The sequence below is a fragment of the Sphingopyxis sp. BE235 genome (assembly GCF_031457175.1).
Taxonomy (GTDB): Bacteria; Pseudomonadota; Alphaproteobacteria; order Sphingomonadales; family Sphingomonadaceae; genus Sphingopyxis.
Genome location: NZ_JAVDWC010000002.1, coordinates 561,059 through 586,815 on the forward strand (window position 1 = coordinate 561,059; position 25,757 = coordinate 586,815).

Genomic DNA, 25,757 nt, shown 5'->3' on the forward strand with positions numbered 1-25,757 from the left:
CGAAGGCGGGGGCCGCTGGCAGCATGGCCCAAGGCCGATAGCGGTCCCCGCCTTCGCGGGGACGACGATTATTTCGAAAACTTTGCCGCCAGTTCCACATGGGTTGACCAACGGAACTGGCCGACGGGCTGCACCCAATCGAGCGTGTAGCCGCCCTCGATCAACGTCTTTGCGTCGCGTGCGAAGCTTGCGGGATTGCAACTGACATAGGCGATCACGGGCGCCGCTGACGCCGCCAATTGCTTCACCTGCTCCTCCGCCCCGGCGCGCGGCGGGTCGAGGATGATCGCGCCGAAGCGGTTCAGTTCGGCGGGGACGAGCGGGCGGCGGAACAGGTCGCGATGCTCGGTCGCGACGAGCGCGCGCGCGCGGTTCGCCGCGCCCGTCAGCGCCGCGATCGCATCGCGCGCACCTTCGGCGGCATAGACTTTGCGTCCCGCCTGCACCGACAGCGCAAAGGTACCGACACCGGCGAATAGGTCGGCGACCGCGCCGGCATCGCCGATTGCCTTGGTCACCGCTTCGATCAGGGCGGCCTGTCCCGCGCTCGTCGGCTGCAGAAAGGCAAAGGGCGGCACTTCGACGAGGATGTCGCCAAAGCGCATCGTCGGCGGCTCCGGCTGCCACAGGATTTCTAGCCCGTCGCCCTGATCGATCGCGAAGCGCGCCAATTTATGCGCGCCGGCAAAATCCTGCAGCGCCATCGCGGCATCGAGCCCTTCGGCTTTCACGCCTTCGAGTATCAGCTCGACGCCCTGATCGAGCATCTGCAGCTTGACCTTCACCGGGCGCCGCGGCTGCGCGATCATCACCAGCAGGTCGCGCACCGGCGCGATCAGCGCAAAGAGTTCGGGGAGCAGCAGCGGGCACATCCGCATATCGACGATCTGGTTGCTCTGCGCGGCGTTGAAGCCGATCGCGACCTGCTTGCCGGTACGAAGCGCAGTCAGGACAGCGCGGCGGCGGCTTTGCTCGGATGATAGCACGGCGGGCAAGACCTGAATGCCCATCACTTCCTGCCCTTCCAGCCCGCCTACCACGCGGTCGCGAACGAAGTCGGCGAGCGCGGGTTCGGCCACGTGCTGCAACTGGCAGCCGCCGCATTTGCCGAAATGACGGCACATGGGATCGGTGCGGTTCGGTCCCGGAATGATGATCCCGTCGTCGCGAACGCGGTCGCCCGGCACGCCGCCCGCCACATGGCGGCCGTCGCCCGTCACGCCATCGCCGCGCGCGGCAATGCGCTCGATCAGCGCAGCTTCAGTCATTTCATTCCCTAACCAGATCGTCGGCGACAAGGCCGGGGCCTATACGCGCCGCCTGCGCGATATGCCAGCCCACCGCCGCGACCGCCGCATCGAACGCATCGCCGCCGCGCGCGAGCATCGCGCCGCACGCGCCCGCGAGCACATCGCCCGTCCCCGCCGTCGCGAGCCAGGGGCTGCCCGGCCAGGCGGCGGCGACGCGACCATCGGGCGCGGCGACGATGGTGTCGGCGCCCTTGTAGATCACCACCGCCTGCGTCCGCACCGCGGCCGCCTTCGCGCGGTCGATCTTGCTGCCGTAGAGCTGTGGAAAAGCGCGCGTGAACTCGCCCTCATGCGGAGTCAGGATCGCCTTGCGCGGCGTTTCGGACAGGCGCGGCAGTGCGGCATCGATCGCGGCCGCGTCGAGCACGAGCGGCTTGCCCGAATCGAGCGCCGCCTCGACATCGAACAGCAATTCGTCGCCCGCCGGAAAGCCGGGTCCGATCACGACCGCGCCGACGCGTGGATCGTCGAGCCGCTCGCCGAATTTTTCATCGCTTTCGGTAATGATCGCCGACAACGGCGCGCGCTGGGCGCCGTCGAGCACGACATAGCCTGCGCCCGCGCGCAGCGCGGCCGCCGCGGTCAGTCCGGCGGCGCCGCGCATCGGCCCGGCGAAGACAAGCACCATGCCGCGCGTGAATTTGTGCGCCGTCACATCGGGCTTGGCCGTCTGCGGCGCGGGCAAGCTGCGCATCGCCTTGCTCGCCGATATGCCGATGGGTGCGAGCAAGACGCGTCCGCACCCCGGCGCGGTCGGCAGCAGGACATGCGCGGGCTTGAGCGCGCCCAGCGCCAGCGTCACATCGGCGGCGAGCGGCGGTGTCCAGTCTTCGGCGCCATCGCTCTCCACCCCGCTCGGAAGGTCGACCGCCAATATGCGCCGGTCGGAAAAATGACGGAGGATTATGGCCAGCCCGTCCGGGATCGGCCGCGACAGCCCGACGCCGAACAGCGCGTCGACGATCAAAGGCGCAGACGCAAGACGGCCGTTCAGCGGCTCGACCGGCCCGCTCCACCCTGCCCGCGCAGCCTTCGCCAGATCGGTTGCCGGCTCGGCCAGCGCCGCGACCCGCACGGCGGCACCGCGCGCCGCGAGCAGGCGCGCCGCGACATAACCGTCGCCGCCATTATTGCCGGGGCCGCACAGGATCAGGATAGGGGCCCCCGCCGCCATTCGCCATGCGGTATCCGCGACTGCCGCGCCCGCAAGCTCCATCAGTTCGGAGAGCGATGTGCCCTGGATCGCGCACGCTGCCTCAGCCTCGCGCATCGCCTTGGCGGTCAGGATCGGGGCATCGGCGGGAACGGACATGAGGCGTGCCCTATCACGATCGCGCGAAAGCGCCTACTTCGTGCCGTCCGTATTGGCAGGCAGGCGATAGCGGTCGTTGCCGATCGCGACCTCGATGACATTGTCACCGACGATGCTCACCTTCGCCGGCTCGGCGCCGTCGGCGGACACGACGCCGCGTCCGTCGGTCGTGATCTGCAGGCGGCGATAGCCGACGTTGCTGCGCCCGACGACGAGAACCGCCCCGCCCTCGCCGCTCATCTCCTCGACGGTGCAGGTGCGGTCGAACAATTTGGCGCCCTCGAGCGCGCATTCGATGCGGCCGTTTTCGGCGGCCTCGCGCGATCCGCGCGCTTCGGCTTCGGCAAGATCGCTGTTGTCCGACGTGCGATTGCAGCCCGTGAGGGCAACCAGTGCCAGCAATGCCCCCCCGAGTTTTCTCATCCCTTGCCCTTCAGCTGCGACAGGTCGCGCACCGCGCCGCGCGCGGCACTCGTCGTCATCGCGGCATAGGCTTGAAGTGCTACAGAAACCTTGCGCGGGCGCGGCTTGGCGGGCTGCCAGGCGGCATCGCCCTTCGCTTCCATCGCCGCGCGGCGCTCGGCGAGCACATTGTCGGCGACCATCAGGTTGATCGTGCGCTTCGGAATGTCGATCTCGATCAGGTCGCCATTTTCGACCAGCCCGATCGTCCCGCCCTCGGCGGCTTCGGGCGAAGCATGGCCGATCGACAGCCCCGACGTGCCGCCCGAAAAACGTCCGTCGGTGACCAGCGCGCACGCAGCGCCCAGTCCCTTCGATTTCAGATAGCTCGTCGGATACAGCATTTCCTGCATACCCGGCCCGCCCTTGGGTCCTTCGTAGCGGATCACGACGACGTCGCCCGCCTCGACTTGCCCCGTCAGGATGCCCGCAACCGCCGCGTCCTGGCTTTCATAAACCTTCGCCGGGCCCGTGAATTTCAGGATGCTCTCGTCGACCCCCGCGGTCTTCACGATGCAGCCGTCGAGCGCGATATTGCCCGACAGCACCGCGAGACCGCCGTCCTGGCTGAACGCATGCTCGGCCGAGCGGATCACACCCGCCTCACGGTCGAGGTCGAGATCGTCCCAGCGCCGGCTCTGGCTGAACGCGACCTGCGTCGGCACGCCGCCGGGCGCAGCCATGAAGAATTTCTGCACCTCGGGGTCGTTGGTGCGCGAGATGTCCCATTTGTTGAGCGCATCGCCCAGCGTCGCGCTGTGCACCGTCGGCAGATGGGCGTGGAGCAGCCCCGCGCGCTCGAGCTGGCCGAGGATCGCCATGATCCCGCCGGCGCGGTGGACGTCCTCCATATGCACGTCGGACTTGGCGGGTGCGACTTTCGACAGGCACGGCACGCGGCGCGACAGCCGGTCGATGTCGTCCATCGTGAAATCGACCCCCGCCTCGAACGCGGCGGCGAGCAGGTGGAGCACCGTGTTAGTCGATCCGCCCATCGCGATGTCGAGGCTCATCGCATTCTCGAACGCCTCGAAGGTCGCGATATTGCGCGGCAGCACGCTGTCATCGTCCTGCTCATAATGGCGCTTGCACATCTCGACGACGATGCGCCCGGCGCGCAAGAACAGCTCCTTGCGGTCGGCATGCGTCGCGAGCGTCGAACCATTGCCCGGCAGCGACAGCCCCAACGCTTCGGTCAGGCAATTCATCGAATTGGCGGTAAACATCCCCGAGCATGAGCCGCACGTCGGACACGCCGCGCGCTCGATCTCGTCGACCTCGGCATCGGTATATTTCTCGTCGGCAGCGGCGACCATCGCATCGACCAGGTCGAGCGCGACCTCCTTGCCCTTGATTACGACCTTGCCCGCCTCCATCGGCCCGCCCGACACGAACACCACGGGAATATTGATCCTGAGGGCCGCCATCAGCATGCCCGGCGTGATCTTGTCGCAGTTCGAAATGCACACCATCGCGTCGGCGCAATGCGCGTTGACCATATATTCGACCGAATCCGCAATCAGGTCGCGCGACGGCAGCGAATAGAGCATGCCGTCATGCCCCATCGCGATGCCGTCATCGACCGCGATCGTGTTGAATTCCTTGGCAACCCCGCCCGACGCCTCGATCTCACGCGCGACCATCTGACCGAGATCTTTCAGGTGGACGTGGCCGGGCACAAACTGCGTGAAGCTGTTGACCACCGCGATGATCGGCTTGCCGAAGTCGCTGTCCTTCATCCCCGTCGCGCGCCAGAGGCCGCGGGCACCGGCCATATTGCGGCCGTGGGTGGTGGTGCGCGAACGATATGAAGGCATTTCAAACAGTCCTGATAATTTTATTTCAAAAATAAGCGAAGAGACGCGCCTCTACACGCCTATTTGGCCAGATTCAATGCAACTTTGCTGCACATGCGAGAAAGCCGCTCGGCAAACAGCGCCTGCCCAGCCGCATCACCAACCAGATCCTGCCGCATCTCGATCCCAACATAGGGAATCCCATTGCCCTCGGCATGGCGGTTCATCGTCGCGTTGAGCAGCTTGCCCGAATAGGGCTGCTGGTCGCCGACGATCATGTCTTCGGCTTCCAAGGCCGCAATCGCCGCCGCCGCGAGCCGGTCGTCCTCATTATAGAGCACCCCGACGTGCCACGGCCGCGCCTGATCGGGATGCGCCGCGAGCGACGGGGTGAAGCTGTGCAGCGAGAGGATCATCGCCGGGCGCTGTGCGGCGATCGCCGCGGCGATATGCGCATGATAGGGGCGGAAAAAACGCGCCAGCCGCGCCTCGCGGCCCGCATCGTCCAGCGCATTGCCCGGCACCGCATGCCCGTCGCTGGCGATCGGAAGCACCCCGGGCGCATCCTCTTCGCGATTGCAGTCGACGACGAGCCGCGACACGCCGCCGAGGATCGCCGCATCGACCGCGCGGCTCTCGACGAGGAGCGCTGCAACCTCGGCGACGCCGATGTCGATCGCGATATGATTGGTCAGCAGCGCGTGATCGATGCCGAGGTCGACGTCGCCCGGCACAAAGGCCGAGGCATGGTCGGCGATCAGCAGGATGCCGTCCGCGCGCGCTTCGCCGATCTGCCGCCATGCTTCGCTCATCGCAATGTCCCCGCCATCGACCACCAGCCCGGATGCCGTTCTGCCAGTATGGCGGCTGCGGTATCGCGCGCGGCCGCCGCTTCGAACAGCGCAAAACAGGTCGCGCCCGACCCCGACATGCGCGTCAGCCATGGGCGCAGTCCGCCAAGTTCGAGCAAGATGTCGGCAATCGCCGGGCACTGCGCAATCGCCGGACGCTGCAGATCGTTGCGCGCGCCGAGCAACCCGGCGCGCAGGTCCGCACCGGTGAACAGCGGTCCGCGATCGATCCCGTCCCACGCTGCAAAAACCGGCCCCGTCGCGACGGGCTGGCGCGGATTGACCAGCAGCACCGGCGTTCCGCCAAGCCGCAACTCGGGCACGGCGCTCAATTCTTCCCCGACGCCGACACCCAGACAGGTCGTGCTCGCGACACAGGCGGCGATATCGGCGCCGAGCGGGCCGACGAGCCGCGCCAGCGCCGTATCGCCCAGCTCGGGCAGGAAATGCGTCCGGATCAGCCGCGCCATCGCCGCAGCGTCCGCCGACCCGCCGCCGATCCCCGCCGCGACCGGCAGTTTCTTGGTCAACGTCACCGCAAGCTGCGGCACCCGCTCCGCACCATAGCGTTCGCGCAGCAACGCCAGCACCTGCATCACCAGATTGTCGCCGCCCGTGCTCAATCCCTCGGCGAATTCACCGTCGATCGTCAGCGCATCACTATCGGCGAACTCGGCGGCGATCGCGTCGCCGTCGCCCACAAAGGCGAACAAGGTCTCGATCGCATGGTAGCCATCGGCCCGGCGCCCACGGACGTGGAGCGCGAGGTTGATCTTGGCCCAGCCCGTCTCGCGAAACGCGGTCACGGTGCGGTGGTTGCGGGGGTCAGCCCGTCGCGCAGCTTCGCCTCCAGTCGCGTCGCCATTTCGGCTTCGGCGAGCAGCGCGGCGGCGCGCCAATTGTAGCGCGCCTGAAACTTCTGCCCTGCCTTCCAATAGGCGTCACCCAAATGCTCGACGATCACGGCATTCCCGGGTTCGCCGAGTTGTGCCTTTTCGAGCAGCTTCACCGCATCGTCGGTACGACCGGTCAGGAAATAGGCCCAGCCGAGTGAGTCGGCGATGCTCGCATTCTGCGGCTCCTGCGCCCACGCCGCCTCGATCCGCGCGAGCGACTGCTTCACATCCTTGCGCCGTTCCAGCGCCGAATAACCCGCGAAATTGAGGATCGAGGCATCATCGGGCCGCAGTGCGACCGCCTTTTCCATCAAAGGCGCCGCCGCATCCCACCGCCCCGCTTGCAGCAACAGTTCGGCGCGTGCGATCAGCAACGTGCCACGGAGCATATTGTCGCCCCCGCTGTTCCCCAGCGAAGCTTCGAGGCGCTCATAGGCGCGTGCCGCCGCCGCCGGATCGCCCGATCGGCGCGCGATATCGGCAAGACGGACGAGCATGCTGCGCGCGTCATTATCCTTCGCAGCGGCCTCGGCCAGCTTGGCCGCACCGGGCAGGTCGCCGGCATCGGCCATCAATTCGGCGCGCCGCATTGCGAGAACCGGCGGGAGCGGCGCTCGCACGGTTTCGAGCAGCGCCATGGCATCGCCCCGCTGGCCATTGCGATCGAGCGCCTCGACGAGCGTCGTCCGCACCGCCAGATCCTCCGCGTTGAGCCAATAGGCGGCGCGCGCGAACAGCAGCGGCAGCTTGGCGCTGCCCCCCGGCGTGCGGGCCAGACCATCGGCGAGCAGGCCAAGCCATTGCGCTACACCCGCCTGCGGCGTCGAGACGGGCTGATCGGGTAGCAACAGCATCGGGTCCTCGCGCTGTCCCGACGCGAGCGCGATCCGCCCGCGCAGCCGCTGCGCCGTATCCTGTTGCCCCGCCTTGTCGAGCGTTGCCGCCACGCGCAGCCCGACGAGTTGGCTGGTCCGGTCGGTCAAGGTTATGCGGTCGGTCAGCGTCGCCGCCTCGCCGACCCGCTTGGTCGCGATCTGGACGAGCGCGACCTGCAGCGTCAGCGCCGGTTCGGGACGCGTGCGGCTGTTCACTGCAAGCAAATGCTGTTCAGGCATTTTTTCGCGGGAACCGACATCGATCCAGGCGTTCACCGTGGGCAGGATCAACCGCCCGATCGTGTCGGCCCCCGCCTTGTCGATCCGGCCCGCCGCATAATCGCGCGCGGCCTTCCAGTCCGACCGGCGCATCGCGTCGACCATCAGCACGAGCTGTGCGTCGAAGCGGCGGTCGCCCGCCGTCCATAGGCGCAGCGCCGCGGCGCGTGCTGCCTCCAAATCGCCCGCCTCGATCGCCTGTTCGAGCATCCGTCCGCGCAGGCCCGGCAGGTCGGGCGCGACGCTCGAAACCGCGGTCAGCGCCGACAGCGCGGCAGCGGGCTCGCCGCCTTCCTCCGCGAGCCGCGCCCGCACCAGCGCGTTCAAGGCCGCGCCATTGTCGTCGACGGCATGCGCCGGAACCGCCGCCGCAATCGCGGCGGCGATCAGAAAGAAGCGCGCGGGCTTACATGTTCGGGTAATTGGGGCCTCCGCCGCCTTCGGGGGTGACCCAGTTGATATTCTGGGTCGGGTCCTTGATATCGCACGTCTTGCAATGGACGCAATTCTGCGCGTTGATCACGAATTTGGGATCGCCCTCGGCTTCGCCGACGATCTCGTAAACCCCCGCCGGGCAATAACGCTGCGCAGGCTCGTCATAGAGCGGCAGGTTGTACGCGACCGGGATCGACGGATCCTTGAGCTGGAGGTGGACCGGCTGGTCTTCCTCATGGTTGGTGTTCGAGACGAACACCGAAGACAGGCGGTCGAAAGTCAGCACGCCGTCGGGTTTGGGATAATCGGGTTTCGGCATGATGTCGGCCCGGTACAGGCTCTCATTGTCCGGATGATGCTTCATCGTGAAGGGGACTTTGATCTTCAGCGTTTCGAGCCACATCGTGATACCCGACAGGAGCGTCCCCGCCAAATCGCCATATTTTTCGACGAGCGGCAATACGTTGCGGACGACACTGAGCTCTTTCTTCACCCAGCTGTCGTCGAAGGCGGCCTGATAGGCGTCGAGCGTGTCGCTGCTGCGACCCGCGTTTACTGCGGCGAACGCCGCCTCGGCCGCCATCATGCCCGACTTCATCGCGGTGTGCGTCCCCTTGATGCGCGGGACGTTGAGGAAGCCCGCGGTGTCGCCGATCAAAGCGCCGCCCGGGAAGGCAAGCTTGGGCACCGACTGCAGCCCGCCATCGCTGATCGCGCGCGCGCCATAGGAGACGCGCTTGCCGCCCTTCAGGATTTTCGCGATCTCGGGGTGCGTCTTCCACTTCTGCATCTCCTGGAACGGGGAGATATGCGGATTGCGATAGTTGAGCCAGGTCACGAAACCGAGTGCGACCTGTCCGTTCGCCTGATGATAGAGGAAACCGCCGCCATTGGCGTTTTCGTCGAGCGGCCAGCCCTGCGTGTGGATCACGCGGCCCTCGGCGTGGTTCTCGGGCTTGATGTCCCAGAGTTCCTTGACGCCAAGGCCATAGACCTGCGGCTCGCAATCGGCGTCGAGCGCGAACTGCGGCTTGATCATCTTGGTCAGATGGCCGCGCACGCCCTCGGCGAAGAAGGTGTATTTTGCATGGAGTTCGAGGCCGGGGGCATAATCGCCCTTATGGCTGCCGTCGCGCGCAACGCCCATGTCGCCTGTCGCGACGCCTTTGACCGAACCATCCTCATTGTAGAGGATCTCGGCGGCGGGGAAGCCGGGGAAGATTTCGACGCCAAGACCTTCGGCTTGTTCGGCGAGCCAGCGGCAAAGATTGCCGAGGCTGCCGGTATAGGTGCCCTTGTTGTGCATGAAGCCGGGCGAGATGAATTCGGGAAGCGCGAATTTTTTCGCCTTCGTCAGCACCCAATGCTGGTTGTCGTTCACGGGAACTTCGGCAAGCGGACAGCCCTGCGTGCGCCATTCGGGAAGCAGTTCGTCGAGCGATTTGGGATCGATCACCGCCCCCGAGAGGATGTGCGCGCCGACCTCGGACCCCTTTTCGAGGATGCACACCGACAATTCGCTGCCCGCGTCATTCGCCAATTGTTTGAGGCGGATCGCCGCCGAAAGCCCCGCCGGCCCTGCGCCGACGATGACCACGTCATAGGGCATCGATTCCCGTTCGCTCACCGCAAATACCTTTCTGCCGTCCCCGCGCGGGATCATTCATCGTGTCCCGCGCTCATTCTGTCACGAAATGCGATGCCCGCCAATTGACGCGTCCGTCAACTGCCTGTTTGAAACAAATTCATGGGTGGGCAAAATTCAGCCTTGATGGCGGAAAGCTATAGCGACTGGTGGTCGCTGGCAGGCGTCGACATGCTTGTCGGCGAGGAACCGGCGGGCTGGCTTGCCATGCCGCCGGCAAATGACGCCGCGGCGGCCAAGCCGAAACGCGTCGTCAACGCCGAACCCGAACTGCCCCCGCTCCCCGCCGCGCTCCAACGACAGGAAGCGCCCGAGGTGGCCGAAGCCAAGGGTCCGGTCGTGTTCCCGGAGGATTGGGACGAATTTCAAAGCTGGCTTGCGACGAGCGACGATGTGCCGGGCAGCCAGTGGGACGCGCGCCGCGTGCTTCCCGCCGGCGACGCAGGCGCACCGCTGATGCTGCTCACCGCCTGGCCCGAAATCGACGATCAGCGCGACGGCACGCTCTTCGCGGGGCCGGCTGGCAAGTTGCTCGACGCGATGCTGCAGGCGATCGGCAGGGCGCGCGGCGATTGTTATGTCGCCAGCCTCGCGGTGACGCGCCCCGCCGGCGGGCGCTGCGACGGCGAGGAGGCGGCCGAGCTCGACCGGCTGCTCTGGCATCACCTACGGCTCGCGAAACCGGGACGTTTGCTGCTGATCGGCGGCGACATCGTCCGCATGGCGGTCGGCCTGCCCCTGCCCGATGCGCGCGGAAAGTTACTCAATATTAACCAAGATGGCGGCAAGATGGAGGCCGTAGCAGTCGCCCATCCCGCGATGTTGCTGGCTCGGCCCGCGCAGAAAGCGGCGGCATGGGATAGCCTGAAACTGTTCAACCGGGGACGTTGACGGATGCAGAATATGACCAAAACCCTGATTTCATGCGCCGTTCTGGCGATCTCCCTTGGCTCCGCACCGGCGTTCGCCGCCGATGCCGGCAATCGCGATCTCGCGTCGGCGCCGCAGACGGTGCCCGACATCTTGTCGTCGAAACAGAAGCAGCTCTACACGCAGGTGCTTACCGCGATCCGCAGCGAGCGCTGGGCGGAAGCCAAATCGCTGCTCGATGGCGCGGACAATGGCCCGCTGGGTGATTTCCTGCGCGCCGAGCTACTCACCGCGGCGAACAGCCCGCGCGCCGAAGTCAGCGACATCATGCCGATCCTTTCGCGATCGCCTTTCCTGCCGCAGGCCGAACAGCTTGGCCGGCTGGCGACGCGGCGCGGTGCAACCGACCTTCCGGCGCTACCGTCGCAGTCGCGGCTCGCCTGGTCAGGCAGCGCCCCGCGCCGTCTTGGCGCCGATGCGATCAGCGGTGACCCCGCGGCGGCCGCGCTCGCCCGCTCGATTCCGGACCGGATCAAAAATGACGATCCCGCGGGCGCCGAAGCGCTGCTCAACGCCGTCGGCGACCAACTGAGCCCCGAGGCGCGCAACGAATGGCGGCAGAAGGTCGCCTGGTCCTATTATATCGAGAATGACGACGCCAACGCGCTCCGCCTCGCCAGCGAGTGCAGCGAGGGTCAGGGCGCCTGGTCGACGCAAGGCGCGTGGGTCAAAGGACTCGCTGCGTGGCGCACCCGCGACTATCGGACCGCGCTGACCGCGTTCGACCGCGTCGCGAAGGAGGCGCCCGACAGCGAACTGCGCGCCGCGGCCTATTATTGGGCCGCGCGTGCTGCCGTCGCCGCGGGCGAACCCGCGTCGGTCCAGTCGCGCCTCCGCGCTGCTGCTGCCAACGAGGAGACCTTCTACGGTCTGCTCGCGGTCGAAACGCTGGGCGTCGAAGTGAACCGCCAGCGCGAGAATGTCCGCGCCGACCGCAGCGCCTGGCGCGCACTCGAAGATCTGCCCAATGTCCGCGCCGCAATGGCATTCGCCGAGATTGGTGAGGATAAATATGCCGGGGCGCTGCTCCGCCATCAGGCGCTGATCGGCGACGTGCGGCAGCATGAACAATTGCTCGCGATGGCGGGCGCGCTCAGCTTGCCCGAGACGCAGCTCTATCTTGCGCACAACACGCCGCAGGGCCGCAAGCCTGCCGCCCAAGCCCGCTATCCGCAGCCGAAATGGGAGCCGAACGGCGGCTGGCGCGTCGATCCGGCGCTGGTCTTTGCCCACACGCTCCAGGAATCACGCTTCCAACGCGGCGTCGTGAGCCCGGCGGGCGCTACCGGGTTGATGCAGGTGCGCCCCGGCACTGCGCGCGATATCGTGCGTTGGGAAGGCGCGGTCGCTGCACTGGGCGACCTCAAGACGCCCGCGGTGAACATGGATCTCGGCCAGCGTTATCTGCAATATCTCAGCCGCGATCCTGCGACGGGCGGCCAACTGCCCAAGGTTATCGCCGCCTATAACGCCGGTCCCGCGCCCGTCGCGCGTTGGCAGACCGAAATCCGCGATAACGGCGACCCGCTGCTCTACATGGAATCGATCCCCTATTGGGAGACGCGCGGCTATGTCGGCATCGTGCTGCGCAATTACTGGATGTACGAGGCGCAGCAGGGCAAGCCGTCGGTCAGCCGCGCCGCGCTCGCGCAGGGCAAATGGCCGCGTTTCCCCGATAGTAAGGACCGCACGCGCCTGAGCTATGCCGGCGATCTTACGAATGCCGATTGACGAGAGCCTCGTCTTCAAACCCGTCCGGATCGCGCTGCTGACGATCTCGGACAGCCGCAGCGCCGCGGATGACCGGTCGGGCGACAAGCTTGAGGAATTGCTGACCGGCGCGGGGCATATTCTGGCCGCGCGCGCGATCATCAAGGACGAAACCGACCTGATCGTCTCGCGCCTCCATAACTGGATCGACGACACGCAGGTCGATGTCGTAATCACCACCGGCGGCACAGGGCTGACAGGACGCGACGTGACGCCCGAGGCGCTGCACCGGCTAGACGGCAAGGACATTCCCGGATTCGGCGAGCTGTTCCGCTGGCTCAGCTATCAGACGATCGGCACTTCGACGATCCAATCGCGCGCCTGCGCCGTCGTCGCGCGCGGCACTTATATCTTCGCGCTCCCCGGTTCGACCGGCGCGGTGACCGACGCATGGGAAGGCATTTTGTCGACGCAGCTCGACAGCCGCCACAAGCCCTGCAATTTTGTCGAACTGATGCCGCGGCTGACCGAGTAACCGTCGCCCCCGCGAAGGCCGCTGGCGACGCAGCGCAAGGCCGATAGCGGCCCCGTCCTTCGCGGGGGTGACGATAATGTTCTTTATTTGTTCTCACTGGGCGCGTAGTTTGGCCCGATGGAATCGCCCAAACCCCTCCCCCCGATCGCGGGCCGCGGCGCACCGACAAATCTGCGCCCGAAGCGCACCGGATCGGCCGAGCGCGTCCTCGACGGCGACTGGCTCGACGCGGCGGAGGACATCGACGGCGAAGCCCCGCGGCTGCGCACGACGGTCACGGTCGAGCACCCGAAAACGATCATTTCGCGCAACAAGTCGCCCGACATCGGCTTCGACCGCTCGATCAATCCCTATCGCGGCTGCGAACATGGCTGCATCTATTGCTTCGCGCGCCCGACGCACGCCTTCCACGACCTGTCCCCCGGGCTCGATTTCGAAAGCAAACTCTTCGCCAAACCCGACGCCGCAAAGCTGCTGCGCGCCGAACTGGCAAAGCGCGGCTATACGCCGGCGCCGCTGGCGATCGGCACCAACACCGACGGCTACCAGCCGATCGAGCGCGACTGGGGCATCACCCGTTCGATCGTCGAAGTTCTTGCCGAAACGCGCCACCCGCTGATCATCACCACCAAGTCCGACCGCGTCCTTCGCGATATCGACCTGCTCGCCGACATGGCGCGCGACAATCTGGTCGGCGTGGCAGTGTCGGTGACGACGCTCGACCCTGCCATCGCGCGCACGCTCGAACCCCGCGCACCGCACCCGCGCCGCCGCCTTGCCGCGATCCGCAAGCTGATCGATGCGGGCGTGCCGACGCAGGTCAATATCTCGCCGATCATCCCCGCGATCACCGACCACGAGATTGAGGCCATTATGAAGGCCGCCGCCGAAGCAGGCGCGATCCGTGTGTCCTATATATTGATGCGCCTGCCCTTCGAGGTTGCGCCCTTGTTCCGCGCCTGGCTCGCGGCGCACTATCCCGACCGCGCCGACAAGGTGATGCATATGGTACAGGACATCCGCGGCGGCCGCGACAATGACCCCGAATTCTTCACGCGCATGCGGGGCCACGGCGTCTGGGCGCAGCTCATCCGCACCCGCGTCAAACGCGCCGCCCGCGAACATGGCATGGACCGCAGTTTCCCGCCGATCCGAAGCGACCTGTTCAGGCCACCCGAGCGCGACGGGCAGATGGAGTTGTTCTAGCAGAAACAATCGTCGCCCCTGCGAAGGCAGGGGCCGCTGTGATCATGGAGCTGATTTTGATGGGACGCGCCTATGTCTACATCATGACCAATAAGCCGATGGGCATCCTCTATATCGGCGTAACAGCCGATCTCCCTGCCCGCATCTTTATGCATCGATCAGGGACCGGCTCGGATTTTTGCAAGAAATGGGATCTGACGCGCTTGGTCTATGCCGAGCCATTCGGTCGGATCGACGAAGCTATCGTCCGCGAAAAAGCCCTGAAGAAGTGGAAACGCGGATGGAAGCTCCGGCTGATCTCGGAGGCCAATCCCGAATGGGCCGACCTTTTTGAACACATCAACGGCTGAGCGATGCCGACAGCGGCCCCTGCCTTCGCAGGGGCGACGCCTTTTACGTCGCGCGCTGGATCATGCCCCCACCAGCGACTTAAGCTTGTAATCCTTGTAATCGTCGCGGATCTGGCGCTTCAAGATCTTGCCCGTCGCGGTGTGCGGCAGTTCATCGACAAAGACGATCTCGTCGGGCAGCCACCATTTGGCGACCTTGTCCTTGAGGTATTCGACGATCGCCGCCTCGCTCACCTCGGACCCCGGCTTTTTGACGATCAACAGGATCGGCCGTTCGTCCCATTTCGGGTGATAGACGCCGACCGCAGCTGCCTCCTGCACCCCGGGCGCACCCACCGCAGCATTTTCCAGCTCGATCGAGCTGATCCACTCGCCGCCCGACTTGATCACATCCTTGGCGCGGTCGGTGATCTGCATGACGCCGTCGGGGTGCAGCACCGCGACATCGCCGGTGTCGAACCAGCCGTCGCCATCGGCGGCGTCAACATCGGCCTTGAAATAGCGCTGGATGATCCACGGCCCACGGCATTGCAGCCGCCCGCTGGTCACTCCGTCGCGCGGCAAGTCCTTGTCCTCGTCATCGACGATGCGCAGCTCGACCCCGAACGGCGGGCAGCCCTGGCGGCACACGATGTCGACCTGTTCATCGAAGCTCAGCTCGTCCCAGTTCCACGGCCGCTTGCCCATCGTTCCGATCGGGCTGGTTTCGGTCATCCCCCACGCATGACCGACCGCGATCCCCGCCCGCATGAAGCGTTCGATCATCGCGCGCGGCGCCGCCGATCCGCCGATGATCACGCGTTCGAGCTTGCCGTAACCGATGCCGGTCGCATCCATATGCGCGAACATCGCGATCCACACCGTCGGCACACCGGCGCTGTGGGTAACCCCCTCGTCGTGCATCAGGTCGCACAGCACCTGCGCATCATTGGTCGCCGAGAACACCAGCTTGGCCCCGACCGTCGCAGCGGCAAAGGGCACGCCCCAGCTGTTGGCATGGAACATCGGCACAATCGGCAGAATCACGCTGCGGTTCGAAAGGCCGAAGACGTCGGGCTGGATCTCGGTGATCGCATGGATGACGTTCGAGCGATGTTCGTAGAGCACGCCCTTGGGATTGCCGGTGGTGCCGCTCGTATAGCAAAGCCCGACCGGATCGCGCTCGTCGAGCTTCACCCATTCGAAGCTGCCGTCCTCGGCGTCGATCAGGTCGCGGTACGAGAGATAGCCTTCGCGCGCCGGCGCGTCGAACAGGATGAAATGCTCGACGGTTGGCAACTGCGGGCGCAGCCGCTCGACGATCGGCAGGAACATCGCATCGAACAACAGCACGCGGTCGTCGGCATGGTTGACGATATAGACGAGCTGCTCGTCGAACAGCCGGGGGTTCACTGTATGAAGCACCCCGCCCATCCCCGCGCTGCCGTACCAGCTGACGAGATGATGGCCATGGTTCATCGCCAGCGTCGCGATGCGGTCGCCCTTGCTCATCCCCAACCGCGTCATCGCCGCGGCGAAACGGCGCGCATCCGTCCCGACCTCGCCCCACGTCGTGCGAGTCACGCTGCCATCGGCCCAGCGCGACACGATCTCGCGGTTCGCATGTTCGCGCGCGGCATGGTCGATCAGGCTGGTGACCAGCAGCGGCTGGCTCTGCATTCCGGACATCAGGCATTCCTCTCATTTCTTTGCCCTAGGGATAAGGCGAGGAATGCGGTTTACGCAAGCGTCAACGGATCGGCCGGCGCGAAAACTGCGACGCGATCAGCCGGGAAGCCCGCCGATCTTTGGAACCGTTTCCAGATCGGCGTCCCATCCGGCGCGGCTGTCACAACAGATATGCGCGGTCGGCCGGATATCGATCGCGCTGTCGATGCTTCCGGCCGGGACGACGAGCATCGCTCCCTGCATCACTTCGCGCGGCAGTCCCGACCCGCAGTCGGTGCAGAAGTCTCTTTGATGGCGGGTCGCGGGAAGGTGATAGGATTTCACCTTGTCCTCTCCCGACAACCAGCTGAGCTTTGCCGTTGCCGAGAATAGGTTTGCGCCATGCGCCGACCCGCTGCCCTTGCGACATCGCGAACAATGGCAAAGATAGAAGGCGTGAAATTCGCCGACAATCTCGAAACTGACCGCACCGCAAAGACATGCGCCGGCAATCGTTCGGGTCATTCCGTACCTCCTGTTTCATGCTGGATGGTTACCGAAGGAGCGCGGCGACCGTGGATCGCTAACGCGCCCGAAAATCCTTGGGAGTGAACAGCGACAGCGTCACGTCGCTGACACCCGCGACCGTTTCGAACCGCGCGACGAGATCAGGACCCAGCGCGAAACCGCGGCCGAGGTTGATGCGAAGTTCGTCGCCGGTGTCGGGATCCTCGGTCAGAACGAACACGCGGCCGCGCGCATCGTCGCGCCGCTCGAGCAGGCGCGCCATCTCCGCGATCGCATCGGGCAATGCGACGCGGCATGTCAGTTCCAGCGCCGCGATCGCCGCCATTTCGGCCAGCGGCTGCGCGCCGCGTACCGTGACGCGCGGCGTTTCTTCGCCCTCGAGCAGGTCGAGCTCGACCGACAGGATCGCGCAGCCGCCGTCGGCCGCGAGAGCTTCCAATATCTTGCCGGCCTGTTCGTCGAAACAACTCGACTGGAATTGCCCGCTGCGGTCGGAAAGCGTCAGGTTGAGGAAACGATTGCCGCGCTGCGACACGCGCGGCCGCGCGCTTTCGACCATGCCCGCCATCGTCATCGGAATGCGCGTACCCGGCGTCATTTCGACATTGGCGCAGATGTCGCCATAGGACCGCGCGCCGCGCGCCGCGACGATCGCCTCATATTGCTCGACTGGATGCGACGAGAAATAGAAGCCGAAGGCGTCCTTCTCGCGCGTCATGCGTTCGGCGAGCGTCCACGGCTCGGCGGCGGGCAGCTGCAACGCCGGGGCGATCGCGATATCGCCGCCGAACAGGCCGCCCTGACCCGTCGAGCGTTCGTGCGCCGAGCTGTTCGCGCAGGCGAGCAGGCTTTCGGCGCCGGCAAAGGCGCGCGGACGATCTGGCTCGATGGGGTCGAACGCCCCCGCCCCCGCCAGCGCCTCGATCTGGCGCCGGTTGAGCAGCTTGGGATCGATGCGGCTCGCGAAATCGTCGAGCGACGCAAAATCGCCCTTGGCGCGCTCGGCGACCAGCGCTTCCATCGCCTTTTCGCCGACGCCCTTGAGCGCGCCGAGCGCGTAACGGACCGTCAGCCCATCGTCGTTGCGGCCGACCGAGAAATCCGCCTCGCTGTCGTTGACCGACGGCGGCGCGATTCCGACGTCGAGGCGCCGCATATCGTCGATGAAGATCGACAATTTGTCGGTCTGATGGCTATCGAACGACATCGATGCCGCGAAGAATTCGTGCGGATAATGCGCCTTCAGCCACGCGGTCTGGTACGACAGCAGCGCATAGGCGGCGGCGTGGCTCTTGTTGAAACCATAGCCCGCGAACTTGTCGATCAAGTCGAACAGCTCGTTCGCCGCTTTGGGAGCGATCTGGTTATGCTCGCCGCAGCCCTTCACAAAGGTCTCGCGCTGCGCGTCCATTTCGGCCTGGACCTTCTTGCCCATCGCGCGGCGGAGGAGGTCGGCGCCGCCGAGACTGTAGCCCGCCAGGATCTGCGCCGCCTGCATCACCTGTTCCTGATAGACGAAAATGCCATAGGTTTCGGCAAGGATGCCTTCGAGCAGCGGGTGCGGATAGGCGATCGCCTCGCGCCCGTTCTTACGCGCGCCGAACAGCGGGATATTGTCCATTGGCCCCGGGCGATAGAGCGCGACGAGCGCGATGATGTCGCCGAAATTGGTCGGTTTCACCGCCGACAGCGTGCGCCGCATGCCTTCGGATTCCAGCTGGAACACCCCGACCGTCTCGCCGCGCTGGAGCAGCTCGTAAACCGCGGTATCGTCCCACGCCAGCGTGTCGAGATCGACGTCGATCCCGCGCAGCGCGAGCAGGCGTCGCGCCTCCTTGAGCACCGACAAAGTCTTGAGCCCGAGGAAGTCGAATTTTACCAGCCCCGCGCTCTCGACATATTTCATGTCGAACTGTGTCACCGGCATGTCCGAACGCGGATCGCGATAGAGCGGGACGAGCTGGTCGAGCGGGCGGTCGCCGATCACCACACCCGCGGCATGGGTAGAGCTGTGCCGCGGCAGGCCTTCCAATTGGCGCGCCATATCGAACAGGCGCCGCACCCCGTCGTCCTGCTTATATTCCGTCATCAGCTCGGCGACGCCGTTCAGCGCGCGTTCGAGTGTCCACGGGTCGGTCGGATGGTTCGGGACCAGCTTCGCGAGCCGGTCGACCTGGCCATAGCTCATCTGGAGCACGCGCCCGGTGTCCTTGAGCACCGCGCGCGCCTTCAGCTTACCGAAGGTGATGATCTGCGCCACCGTGTCCCGGCCATATTTCTCCTGCACATAGCGGATCACTTCGCCCCGCCGCGTTTCGCAGAAGTCGATGTCGAAGTCGGGCATCGACACGCGTTCGGGATTGAGGAAGCGTTCGAAGAGCAGGCCGAGCTTGAGCGGATCGAGGTCGGTGATCGTCAGCGCCCAGGCGACGACGCTGCCCGCGCCCGAGCCACGCCCCGGCCCCACCGGAATGTCGTGATTTTTCGCCCATTTGATGAAGTCGGCAACGATCAGGAAGTAGCCGGGGAAGCCCATCTGAACGATGACATCGACTTCGAAATCGAGGCGCGTGACATAGGCTTCGCGTTCCTCGTCGGTCAGTTCAGGATAGTGCGCGAGCCGCGCTGTCAGCCCGGCGTGCGCGTCGGCTTTGAGCTGCGCCGCCTCGCCCTCGCGGTCGCCCGCGAGGCTGGGCAGGATCGGTGCGCGCTTCGGCGCCATGAACGCGCAGCGCTGCGCGAGGACCAAACTGTTGCGGATTGCCTCAGGCAGGTCCGAAAAGGCGTCTTCCATCGCTTCGGCGGGTTTCAGCCAGGCTTCAGGGCTCGAAACGCGCCGGTCCTCGCTCTCGACATAGGCCGACTGCGCGATACACAGCATCGCGTCGTGCGCGGGATGGAAGTTCGGTTCGACGAAATTCGCCGGGTTCGTCGCAACGATCGGCAGCGCGCGCGCATAGGCCAGATCGATCAGCGCCGCTTCGGCCGCGACCTCGGTCGCATCGCCGCGCCGCGACAATTCGATATAGAGCCGCCCGCCGAACAGCGCTTCCAATTGCTCGACATAATCCTCGGCCGCGCTCTTCTGCTCGCCCGCGAGCAATCGCGCGAGCGCACCCTCGCCGCCGCCGGTGAGGCAGATCAGCCCATCGGTCCTGCCCGCGATGTCGGACAGCAGCACATGCGGGTCCTGCTCGACCGGACGGCCGAGATGCGCCGCCGACACGAGCGCGCATAGATTGTCATATCCGGCATTGTCCTGCGCATAGAGCGCGAGCCAGTCGATGATCGGAGCGCCGTTCGCGAGGCGCTGTCCGGGGCGTGCGACGCTCAGCAGCGTGCCGACGATCGGCTGCACCCCCGCCGCCTTGCACGCCTCGCCAAATGCCATGACGCCGTAAAGCCCGTTGCGATCGGCGACCGCGATCGCCGGAAACCCGCGCTCGCGGGCCGCCTTGGCGATCAACTTGGGCTCGATCGCCCCTTCGAGCATCGTGTAGCTGGAAAAGACGCGAAGGGGGACAAAGGGGCTGAAGGCCATCGAATGACGCTACAATGACAGCACCGATTCTGCCAAGGGTTAACCCAACAGTTCCTCAATCTCTTTGCGCAATTGTTCGGGCTTCGTCGTCGGCGCGTGGCGCGACACCGTCTTGCCATCGCGACCAACCAGGAATTTGGTGAAATTCCACTTGATCCCGCTGCCGAGGAGACCGGTCTTTTCCTTCTTCAGATGCTTGAAGATCGGATCGGCGTCGTCGCCGTTGACGTCGATCTTGGCCATCAGCGGGAAGCTGACATCATAGGTCAGCGAACAGAAATTCGCGATTTCCGCCGCATCGCCGGGCTCCTGCGCGCCGAACTGGTTGCACGGGAAAGCGAGGATCTCGAGCCCGCGGTCCTTATAGTCGCGGTAGAGCTCTTCCAGCCCCTCATATTGCGGGGTGAAGCCGCATTTCGACGCGGTGTTGACGATCAGCAGCACCTTGCCGCGATAGTCCGCCAGCGATTGCGTGCCGCCGCCGGGCAGCTTCGCCGAAAGATCGTAGAATGCCATAGTCCGTCCCCTTCTGACCAATCCGTTCGTGTCGAGCGAAGTCGAGACACCCCTCAGCTTGGCGCTTGATCGATGGGCATCTCGACTTCGCTCGATGCGAACGGAAACTGGGTCTGTAATAGCTCTGGCGAGCCTACGCCTCGATCCGCCCATCGTGCAAGCGCAGCACGCGGTCCATCCGCGCCGCGAGCCGCTCGTTGTGCGTCGCGACCAGCGCCGCCGAGCCATGGTCGCGCACGAGCTTGACGAACTGGTCGAACACTCGATCGGCCGTCGCCTCGTCGAGATTGCCCGTCGGCTCGTCGGCGAGCACCAGCAGGGGCCGGTTGGCCAGCGCACGCGCCACCGCGACGCGCTGCTGCTCGCCGCCTGACAGCTTGCTTGGTTTGTGCTGCAAGCGCTCGCCCAGTCCCAGCCGCCCGAGCAGGTCCGCCGCGCGTTCCTCGGCCTCGGCCTGCCCCGCGCCGCGGATCAACTGCGGCAGGATCACATTCTCGATCGCGTTGAAATCGGGGAGCAGGTGATGGAATTGATAGACGAAGCCGATCTTTTCGCGCCGCGTCTTCGTTCGCTCGCCCTGATCGTATCGCGTGACATCATGGCCATCGATGCTGATCGTCCCGTCGAACCCGCCTTCGAGCAGGCCAACGGCTTGCAGCATCGTTGACTTGCCCGACCCCGACGGCCCGAGCAGCGCGACGATTTCGCCGCGTTTCAGATGGGCATCGACCCCGCGCAGCACGTCGATGGTGACGTCGCCCTGCGTGAAGCTGCGCTTCAGTGCGTGAAGCTCCAGAACCTTGTCACTCATAACGCAGCACCTGCACGGGGTCGGTATTGGCGGCTTTATATGCAGGATAGAGCGTCGCGAGGAAGCTGAAGACGATCACCATGATGACGATCGCTGTAATCTCGAACGGATCGGGCTTCGACGGCAGTTCGGTAAGGAAACGGATCGACGGATCCCACAGCGGCTGGCCGGTCAGGAACTCGACCCCGCGCAGCACGCCCTGGCGGAAATAGAGCAGCGAGAAACCGACGATCATCCCGGCGATCGTTCCCGCAACACCGATCGAAAGCCCTATCGCCATGAAGATACGCATCACCGCGTCGCGCGGCGCGCCCATCGTGCGCAATATCGCCATGTCACGCGTCTTTGCGCGCACGAGCATGATCAGCGACGAGACGATGTTGAATGCGGCGACGAGGATGATCAGCGACAGGATAACGAACATCGCGACGCGCTCGATCGACAGCGCCTCGAACAGGCTCGCGTTCATCGAACGCCAGTCGGACACGACCGCCTGCGCCGCGACCTTTTCGGCGAGCGGCCGCAATATTTCGCCGACCTTGTCGGGATCGCTGGTCTTCACCTCGATCATGCCGACCTGGTCGCCGGTTAGCAGAAGCAATTGGGCATCTTCCATCGGCATGACGACATAGGCCTTGTCGAAATCATAGACGCCGATCTCGAAAATCGCGGTAATCCGATAGCTGATCTCGCGTGGCACGGTGCCGAAAGGGGTCGAGCGCCCTTGCGGATTGATGATCGTCAGGTTCGATCCAACCGTCGCGCCCAGATTGCGCGCCAGTTCGCTGCCGATTGCGATATTGCCCGAACCGGGGGTCAGCGTATCGAGACTGCCTTGCAGCACCTTACCATTCAGTGTTTCGTTGTTGCGGATGTCGGGCACCAGCATGCCGCGCACCAATATCCCTTCGACGCGCCCGCTGAAGCTTCCGAGCAGGGGCTGCTCGATCAGCGGCGTCGCCGAAACGACGCCCGGCGTCGCTTTTGCCTGCTTCAGCACGTCCTGCCAGTCGTCGAGCCGCCCGCCGAAGCCCTGCACCACCGCATGACCGTTGAGGCCGACGATCTTGTCGAACAGGTCGCTGCGCACGCCGTTCATCACGCTCATCACGATCACCAGCGCTGCGACGCCGAGCATGACGGCTGTGAAGCTGAACGCCGCCGCGACGAAGATGAACCCTTCGCCGCGCTGCGGAAGCATATAGCGTTTGAAGATGGTGCGTTCGTACGGACGCAGGATCATGGAGCGATGTGCCTTTGCGGCGCATGAGGAATGACACGCATAGCGCCGCTTTAGGCAGCCCTGCCACCGCTGGCAATGGTCGCCGGCATGGCGTCAAACCGCAAATGATTTGCTGAATGTGTTGCCGATAGGTCACAGCGCCCGGCAAAAGCAGGGCCAGCTGCCCGTCAGAGAGTGACAAAGCCCCCCTGCGGACCTACCCACGCTGCTTCTGGTTCAACGCGGCCCAAAGGCCCGGCTCCAGGGAGTGCAGGCCTTTCGCCAGGCCTGCAACAAAGGGGGATGGCGAGTGTTCGTCACAGGCGCCCGGGTTTCGCAAAGCGAGGCCCGGGCGTTGTGATTCCGGGCCGATCATAACGAGCTCCAACATCGTCATTCCCGCGAAAGCGGGAACCCAGTTGTGACGCTGGCTCGCTAGGTTCCCGCTTTCGCGGGAATGACGAGCGTTTGTTACCCCTCGCTCTCGCTGATATCCTCCAGCATATCGGCATCGAGCACGCGCACGCGCCCTTGTTCGAGCGAAATCACCCCCGATTCCTCCCAGCTCTTGAGCTGGCGGTTGATATGCTCGCGGCTCATCCCCGCAAAATTGCCGAGTTCGGTCTGGCTGAGTTCGACGCGCTGCGACGCCTCAACATCCTTGCGAATCAGGCGCTTGAGGTAACGCGCAAGCCGCGGCCCCGACGCGTAAGCCCGGTCGCTTTCGATCGTCTGATCGGCGGTGCGCAGGCGCCGTGCGAGCTGCTGCATCAGCGACCAGGCGAATTCGGGATGGCTCGCGGCGAAATCCTTGAGCGCATTACGCCCGAGCTGGAGCGCGCTGCCGGCGCTCGTCGCGGTCACCGATGCGGTGCGCTCGCCGCCGTCGAGCAGTGCGATCTCGCCCAATATCGCGCCGGGTTCGGCATAGGCGAGCACGATTTCGCGCCCGCCCGAGGTCAGCATCGACACGCGCGCGGTGCCTTCGGTCAGGATCAGCATCATGTCGCCCGGGTCGCCCTGGACGAGCAATTCCTTGCCCTTGACGAAATTGACCTGCACCGCGCGGCTGGCGATCTCGGCCCAATCTTCGACCGAGAGCCCGGAAAAGATGCTGTCGGGGCCCTGCAACTCGGCGAGTCTCGCGTGATCCATGCCCCTACACCCCTTTTTCCCGGCGCTAGACCAGCCGGCTCTGCTTCACCGCCGCTTCGATGAAACCCGCGAACAAGGGATGCGGATCGAACGGCTTCGACTTGAGTTCCGGATGGAACTGCACCCCGATAAACCACGGATGGTCCGGGCGCTCAACGATTTCCGGCAACATGCCGTCGGGCGACATGCCCGAAAAGACGAGACCGCCCTTCTCCAGGCTTTCGCGATAGGCGTTATTGACCTCGTAGCGGTGGCGATGGCGCTCGCTGATGTCGTTCGCGCCATAGACGCTCGCGACATGGCTGTTCGGCGACAGTTTCGCCTCATAGGCGCCCAGCCGCATCGTGCCGCCGAGGTCGGTGTCGGCGCCGCGCTTCTGCAAGCCTTCGTCGCTCATCCATTCGGTGATCATCCCGACGACGGGCTCGTCGGTCGGGCCGAATTCGGTGCTCGACGCGTCGGCGATGCCGCTCGTGTTTCGCGCGCCCTCGATGCACGCCATCTGCATGCCGAGGCAGATGCCGAAGAAGGGCACATTGCGTTCGCGCGCGAAGCGGACGCTCGAAATCTTGCCTTCGGACCCGCGCTCGCCGAAGCCGCCGGGGACGAGAATGCCGTGCATCGGTTCGAGATTCGCGGCGAGATCCTCGTCGCGCTCGAACATTTCGGCGTCGAGCCAGCGGATGTTGACCTTGACGCGGTGCGCCATGCCACCGTGGACCAGTGCCTCGTTCAGCGACTTGTACGCATCGGGCAGCGACACATATTTGCCGACGACGCCGATCGTGACTTCGCCTTCGGGGTGCTGCTTGCGGTCCATGATGTCGTACCAGCGCGACAGATCGGGCGCGGGCGCGTCGTGGATGCCGAACGCGCGCAAAACCTCAGTGTCCAGCCCTTCGCCATGGTACTGGACCGGGACCGAATAGATGCTGTCGGCGTCGAGCGCCGGGATCACCGCTTCCTTGCGGACGTTGCAGAAGAGCGCGATTTTCGCGCGTTCGCTCTCGGGCAGCGGCTTTTCGCAGCGACAGAGCAGGATGTCGGGCTGGACGCCCAGCGACGCCAGTTCGCGCACGCTGTGCTGCGTCGGCTTGGTCTTGAGTTCGCCCGCGGCCGCGATGTACGGCACCAGCGTGACATGGACCGAGATCGCGTTTTCGCGTCCCTCTTCATTCTTGAGCTGGCGGATCGCCTCGATGAAGGGCAGCGATTCGATATCGCCGACCGTCCCGCCGATCTCGCACAGCACGAAATCGAGGTCGTCGATCTCGGCGCGCGCAAATTCCTTGATCGCGTCGGTGACGTGCGGAACGACTTGCACCGTCGCGCCCAGATAGTCGCCGCGGCGCTCCTTGGCGATGATACCCTGATAGATGCGGCCCGAGGTGACATTGTCGCTCTGCCGCGCGGCAACGCCGGTAAAGCGTTCATAATGCCCCAGATCGAGGTCGGTTTCGGCGCCGTCGTCGGTCACATAGACCTCGCCGTGCTGATAGGGCGACATCGTGCCGGGATCGACGTTCAGATAGGGATCGAATTTCCGGATACGGACGCGATAGCCGCGCGCTTGCAACAAGGCCGCGAGGCTAGCCGCCATCAAACCTTTGCCAAGCGAGGAGACCACGCCGCCGGTGATAAAAATGAACCGCGCCATGGGAGGAAAGACTTACTCAACGGGAGGGGGACGGCGCAAGCCGTCGAATCGCATCCGGCGGAAATATTTTCCGCCGGGCGGGTTACAG

General features: G+C 65.2%; 21 protein-coding genes. 5 read left to right on the forward strand and 16 right to left on the reverse strand.

Annotated elements, in window-relative coordinates; genetic code table 11:
• Positions 1 to 68: 68 nt before the first annotated feature.
• The 8 genes from J2X38_RS09915 to J2X38_RS09950 form a co-directional block, all read right to left on the reverse strand.
• Complete coding sequence (locus J2X38_RS09915) at positions 69 to 1,268, reverse strand: class I SAM-dependent RNA methyltransferase (protein ID WP_310253621.1); 1,200 nt, start codon at positions 1,266 to 1,268, stop codon at positions 69 to 71.
• A 1-nt stretch (position 1,269) separates the two neighbouring features.
• Positions 1,270 to 2,622 (reverse strand): NAD(P)H-hydrate dehydratase, encoded by a 1,353-nt coding sequence (locus J2X38_RS09920; RefSeq protein ID WP_310253623.1) that lies wholly within the window; start codon positions 2,620 to 2,622, stop codon positions 1,270 to 1,272.
• Between the two features lie 33 nt (positions 2,623 to 2,655).
• Positions 2,656 to 3,045, reverse strand: coding sequence for a hypothetical protein (locus J2X38_RS09925; protein WP_310253625.1), 390 nt, complete (start codon positions 3,043 to 3,045; stop codon positions 2,656 to 2,658).
• Entirely contained in the window at positions 3,042 to 4,901 is a 1,860-nt protein-coding gene (gene ilvD / locus J2X38_RS09930; protein WP_310253627.1) for a dihydroxy-acid dehydratase, read from the reverse strand. Before ilvD ends, J2X38_RS09925 begins: the two co-directional genes overlap by 4 nt.
• Before the next feature lie 59 nt (positions 4,902 to 4,960).
• The gene (locus J2X38_RS09935; protein ID WP_310253629.1) at positions 4,961 to 5,692 is read right to left on the reverse strand and encodes an N-formylglutamate amidohydrolase; all 732 of its coding nucleotides are present in this window, start codon (positions 5,690 to 5,692) and stop codon (positions 4,961 to 4,963) included.
• Positions 5,689 to 6,537, reverse strand: a complete 849-nt coding sequence (locus tag J2X38_RS09940; protein WP_310253631.1) for a 4-(cytidine 5'-diphospho)-2-C-methyl-D-erythritol kinase — start codon at positions 6,535 to 6,537, stop codon at positions 5,689 to 5,691. The genes J2X38_RS09935 and J2X38_RS09940 overlap by 4 nt, the downstream gene beginning before the upstream one ends.
• Positions 6,534 to 8,108: a tetratricopeptide repeat protein gene (locus J2X38_RS09945; RefSeq protein ID WP_310253633.1), complete on the reverse strand. Its 1,575-nt coding sequence runs from the start codon at positions 8,106 to 8,108 to the stop codon at positions 6,534 to 6,536. Before J2X38_RS09945 ends, J2X38_RS09940 begins: the two co-directional genes overlap by 4 nt.
• 79 nt (positions 8,109 to 8,187) lie before the next feature.
• Complete coding sequence (locus tag J2X38_RS09950; protein ID WP_058538621.1) at positions 8,188 to 9,843, reverse strand: electron transfer flavoprotein-ubiquinone oxidoreductase; 1,656 nt, start codon at positions 9,841 to 9,843, stop codon at positions 8,188 to 8,190.
• A 144-nt stretch (positions 9,844 to 9,987) separates the two neighbouring features.
• Between J2X38_RS09950 and J2X38_RS09955 the strand changes: the two genes are divergently transcribed.
• The 5 genes from J2X38_RS09955 to J2X38_RS09975 all read left to right on the forward strand — a co-directional run bounded on the left by J2X38_RS09955 (position 9,988) and on the right by J2X38_RS09975 (position 14,592).
• Positions 9,988 to 10,752, forward strand: a complete 765-nt coding sequence (locus tag J2X38_RS09955) for a uracil-DNA glycosylase family protein (protein WP_310253636.1) — start codon at positions 9,988 to 9,990, stop codon at positions 10,750 to 10,752.
• A gap of 12 nt (positions 10,753 to 10,764) precedes the next feature.
• On the forward strand, positions 10,765 to 12,522 hold the full coding sequence (locus J2X38_RS09960; RefSeq protein ID WP_310253638.1) for a lytic transglycosylase domain-containing protein: 1,758 nt from the start codon (positions 10,765 to 10,767) through the stop codon (positions 12,520 to 12,522).
• Complete coding sequence (moaB, locus tag J2X38_RS09965; protein ID WP_056374727.1) at positions 12,512 to 13,036, forward strand: molybdenum cofactor biosynthesis protein B; 525 nt, start codon at positions 12,512 to 12,514, stop codon at positions 13,034 to 13,036. Before J2X38_RS09960 ends, moaB begins: the two co-directional genes overlap by 11 nt.
• A 117-nt stretch (positions 13,037 to 13,153) precedes the next feature.
• On the forward strand, positions 13,154 to 14,242 hold the full coding sequence (locus J2X38_RS09970; RefSeq protein ID WP_310253640.1) for a PA0069 family radical SAM protein: 1,089 nt from the start codon (positions 13,154 to 13,156) through the stop codon (positions 14,240 to 14,242).
• A gap of 44 nt (positions 14,243 to 14,286) precedes the next feature.
• Positions 14,287 to 14,592, forward strand: coding sequence for a GIY-YIG nuclease family protein (locus tag J2X38_RS09975; protein ID WP_082639760.1), 306 nt, complete (start codon positions 14,287 to 14,289; stop codon positions 14,590 to 14,592).
• A gap of 60 nt (positions 14,593 to 14,652) precedes the next feature.
• Here J2X38_RS09975 and J2X38_RS09980 read toward each other — a convergent pair whose 3' ends face one another.
• The 8 genes from J2X38_RS09980 to J2X38_RS10015 all read right to left on the reverse strand — a co-directional run bounded on the left by J2X38_RS09980 (position 14,653) and on the right by J2X38_RS10015 (position 25,669).
• The gene (locus J2X38_RS09980) at positions 14,653 to 16,251 is read right to left on the reverse strand and encodes a long-chain fatty acid--CoA ligase (protein ID WP_310254838.1); all 1,599 of its coding nucleotides are present in this window, start codon (positions 16,249 to 16,251) and stop codon (positions 14,653 to 14,655) included.
• A 105-nt stretch (positions 16,252 to 16,356) separates the two neighbouring features.
• Positions 16,357 to 16,764 carry a GFA family protein gene (locus J2X38_RS09985; protein WP_310253644.1) on the reverse strand — a complete coding sequence of 136 codons (408 nt, stop codon included), beginning with the start codon at positions 16,762 to 16,764 and terminating at the stop codon, positions 16,357 to 16,359.
• Between the two features lie 58 nt (positions 16,765 to 16,822).
• Positions 16,823 to 20,308: a DNA polymerase III subunit alpha gene (gene dnaE / locus J2X38_RS09990; protein ID WP_310253646.1), complete on the reverse strand. Its 3,486-nt coding sequence runs from the start codon at positions 20,306 to 20,308 to the stop codon at positions 16,823 to 16,825.
• A gap of 39 nt (positions 20,309 to 20,347) precedes the next feature.
• Positions 20,348 to 20,824 (reverse strand): glutathione peroxidase, encoded by a 477-nt coding sequence (locus J2X38_RS09995; protein WP_310253649.1) that lies wholly within the window; start codon positions 20,822 to 20,824, stop codon positions 20,348 to 20,350.
• Between the two features lie 133 nt (positions 20,825 to 20,957).
• The gene (locus J2X38_RS10000; RefSeq protein WP_310253651.1) at positions 20,958 to 21,635 is read right to left on the reverse strand and encodes an ABC transporter ATP-binding protein; all 678 of its coding nucleotides are present in this window, start codon (positions 21,633 to 21,635) and stop codon (positions 20,958 to 20,960) included.
• Positions 21,628 to 22,878 (reverse strand): lipoprotein-releasing ABC transporter permease subunit, encoded by a 1,251-nt coding sequence (locus J2X38_RS10005; RefSeq protein WP_137888314.1) that lies wholly within the window; start codon positions 22,876 to 22,878, stop codon positions 21,628 to 21,630. Before J2X38_RS10005 ends, J2X38_RS10000 begins: the two co-directional genes overlap by 8 nt.
• 450 nt (positions 22,879 to 23,328) lie before the next feature.
• A complete protein-coding gene (locus J2X38_RS10010; RefSeq protein WP_037515365.1) occupies positions 23,329 to 24,012 on the reverse strand; it encodes a Crp/Fnr family transcriptional regulator in 684 nt (227 codons plus the stop codon).
• A gap of 25 nt (positions 24,013 to 24,037) precedes the next feature.
• Positions 24,038 to 25,669 carry a CTP synthase gene (locus J2X38_RS10015; protein WP_058538500.1) on the reverse strand — a complete coding sequence of 544 codons (1,632 nt, stop codon included), beginning with the start codon at positions 25,667 to 25,669 and terminating at the stop codon, positions 24,038 to 24,040.
• Positions 25,670 to 25,757 lie beyond the last annotated feature (88 nt).

What these genes read in the sequence shown, in the direction of transcription:
- ilvD (WP_310253627.1), bottom strand. Translation starts at nt 4,901, where the DNA reads ATGCCTTCATATCGTTCGCGCACCACCACCCACGGCCGCAATATGGCC.
- J2X38_RS09995 (WP_310253649.1), bottom strand. Translation starts at nt 20,824, where the DNA reads ATGGCATTCTACGATCTTTCGGCGAAGCTGCCCGGCGGCGGCACGCAA.
- moaB (WP_056374727.1), top strand. Translation starts at nt 12,512, where the DNA reads ATGCCGATTGACGAGAGCCTCGTCTTCAAACCCGTCCGGATCGCGCTG.
- dnaE (WP_310253646.1), bottom strand. Translation starts at nt 20,308, where the DNA reads ATGGCCTTCAGCCCCTTTGTCCCCCTTCGCGTCTTTTCCAGCTACACG.
- J2X38_RS10015 (WP_058538500.1), bottom strand. Translation starts at nt 25,669, where the DNA reads ATGGCGCGGTTCATTTTTATCACCGGCGGCGTGGTCTCCTCGCTTGGC.
- J2X38_RS09925 (WP_310253625.1), bottom strand. Translation starts at nt 3,045, where the DNA reads ATGAGAAAACTCGGGGGGGCATTGCTGGCACTGGTTGCCCTCACGGGC.
- J2X38_RS10010 (WP_037515365.1), bottom strand. Translation starts at nt 24,012, where the DNA reads ATGGATCACGCGAGACTCGCCGAGTTGCAGGGCCCCGACAGCATCTTT.
- J2X38_RS09970 (WP_310253640.1), top strand. Translation starts at nt 13,154, where the DNA reads ATGGAATCGCCCAAACCCCTCCCCCCGATCGCGGGCCGCGGCGCACCG.
- J2X38_RS09960 (WP_310253638.1), top strand. Translation starts at nt 10,765, where the DNA reads ATGACCAAAACCCTGATTTCATGCGCCGTTCTGGCGATCTCCCTTGGC.
- J2X38_RS09980 (WP_310254838.1), bottom strand. Translation starts at nt 16,251, where the DNA reads ATGCAGAGCCAGCCGCTGCTGGTCACCAGCCTGATCGACCATGCCGCG.
- J2X38_RS09920 (WP_310253623.1), bottom strand. Translation starts at nt 2,622, where the DNA reads ATGTCCGTTCCCGCCGATGCCCCGATCCTGACCGCCAAGGCGATGCGC.
- J2X38_RS10000 (WP_310253651.1), bottom strand. Translation starts at nt 21,635, where the DNA reads ATGAGTGACAAGGTTCTGGAGCTTCACGCACTGAAGCGCAGCTTCACG.
- J2X38_RS09975 (WP_082639760.1), top strand. Translation starts at nt 14,287, where the DNA reads ATGGAGCTGATTTTGATGGGACGCGCCTATGTCTACATCATGACCAAT.
- J2X38_RS09985 (WP_310253644.1), bottom strand. Translation starts at nt 16,764, where the DNA reads ATGACCCGAACGATTGCCGGCGCATGTCTTTGCGGTGCGGTCAGTTTC.
- J2X38_RS09935 (WP_310253629.1), bottom strand. Translation starts at nt 5,692, where the DNA reads ATGAGCGAAGCATGGCGGCAGATCGGCGAAGCGCGCGCGGACGGCATC.
- J2X38_RS10005 (WP_137888314.1), bottom strand. Translation starts at nt 22,878, where the DNA reads ATGATCCTGCGTCCGTACGAACGCACCATCTTCAAACGCTATATGCTT.
- J2X38_RS09955 (WP_310253636.1), top strand. Translation starts at nt 9,988, where the DNA reads ATGGCGGAAAGCTATAGCGACTGGTGGTCGCTGGCAGGCGTCGACATG.
- J2X38_RS09915 (WP_310253621.1), bottom strand. Translation starts at nt 1,268, where the DNA reads ATGACTGAAGCTGCGCTGATCGAGCGCATTGCCGCGCGCGGCGATGGC.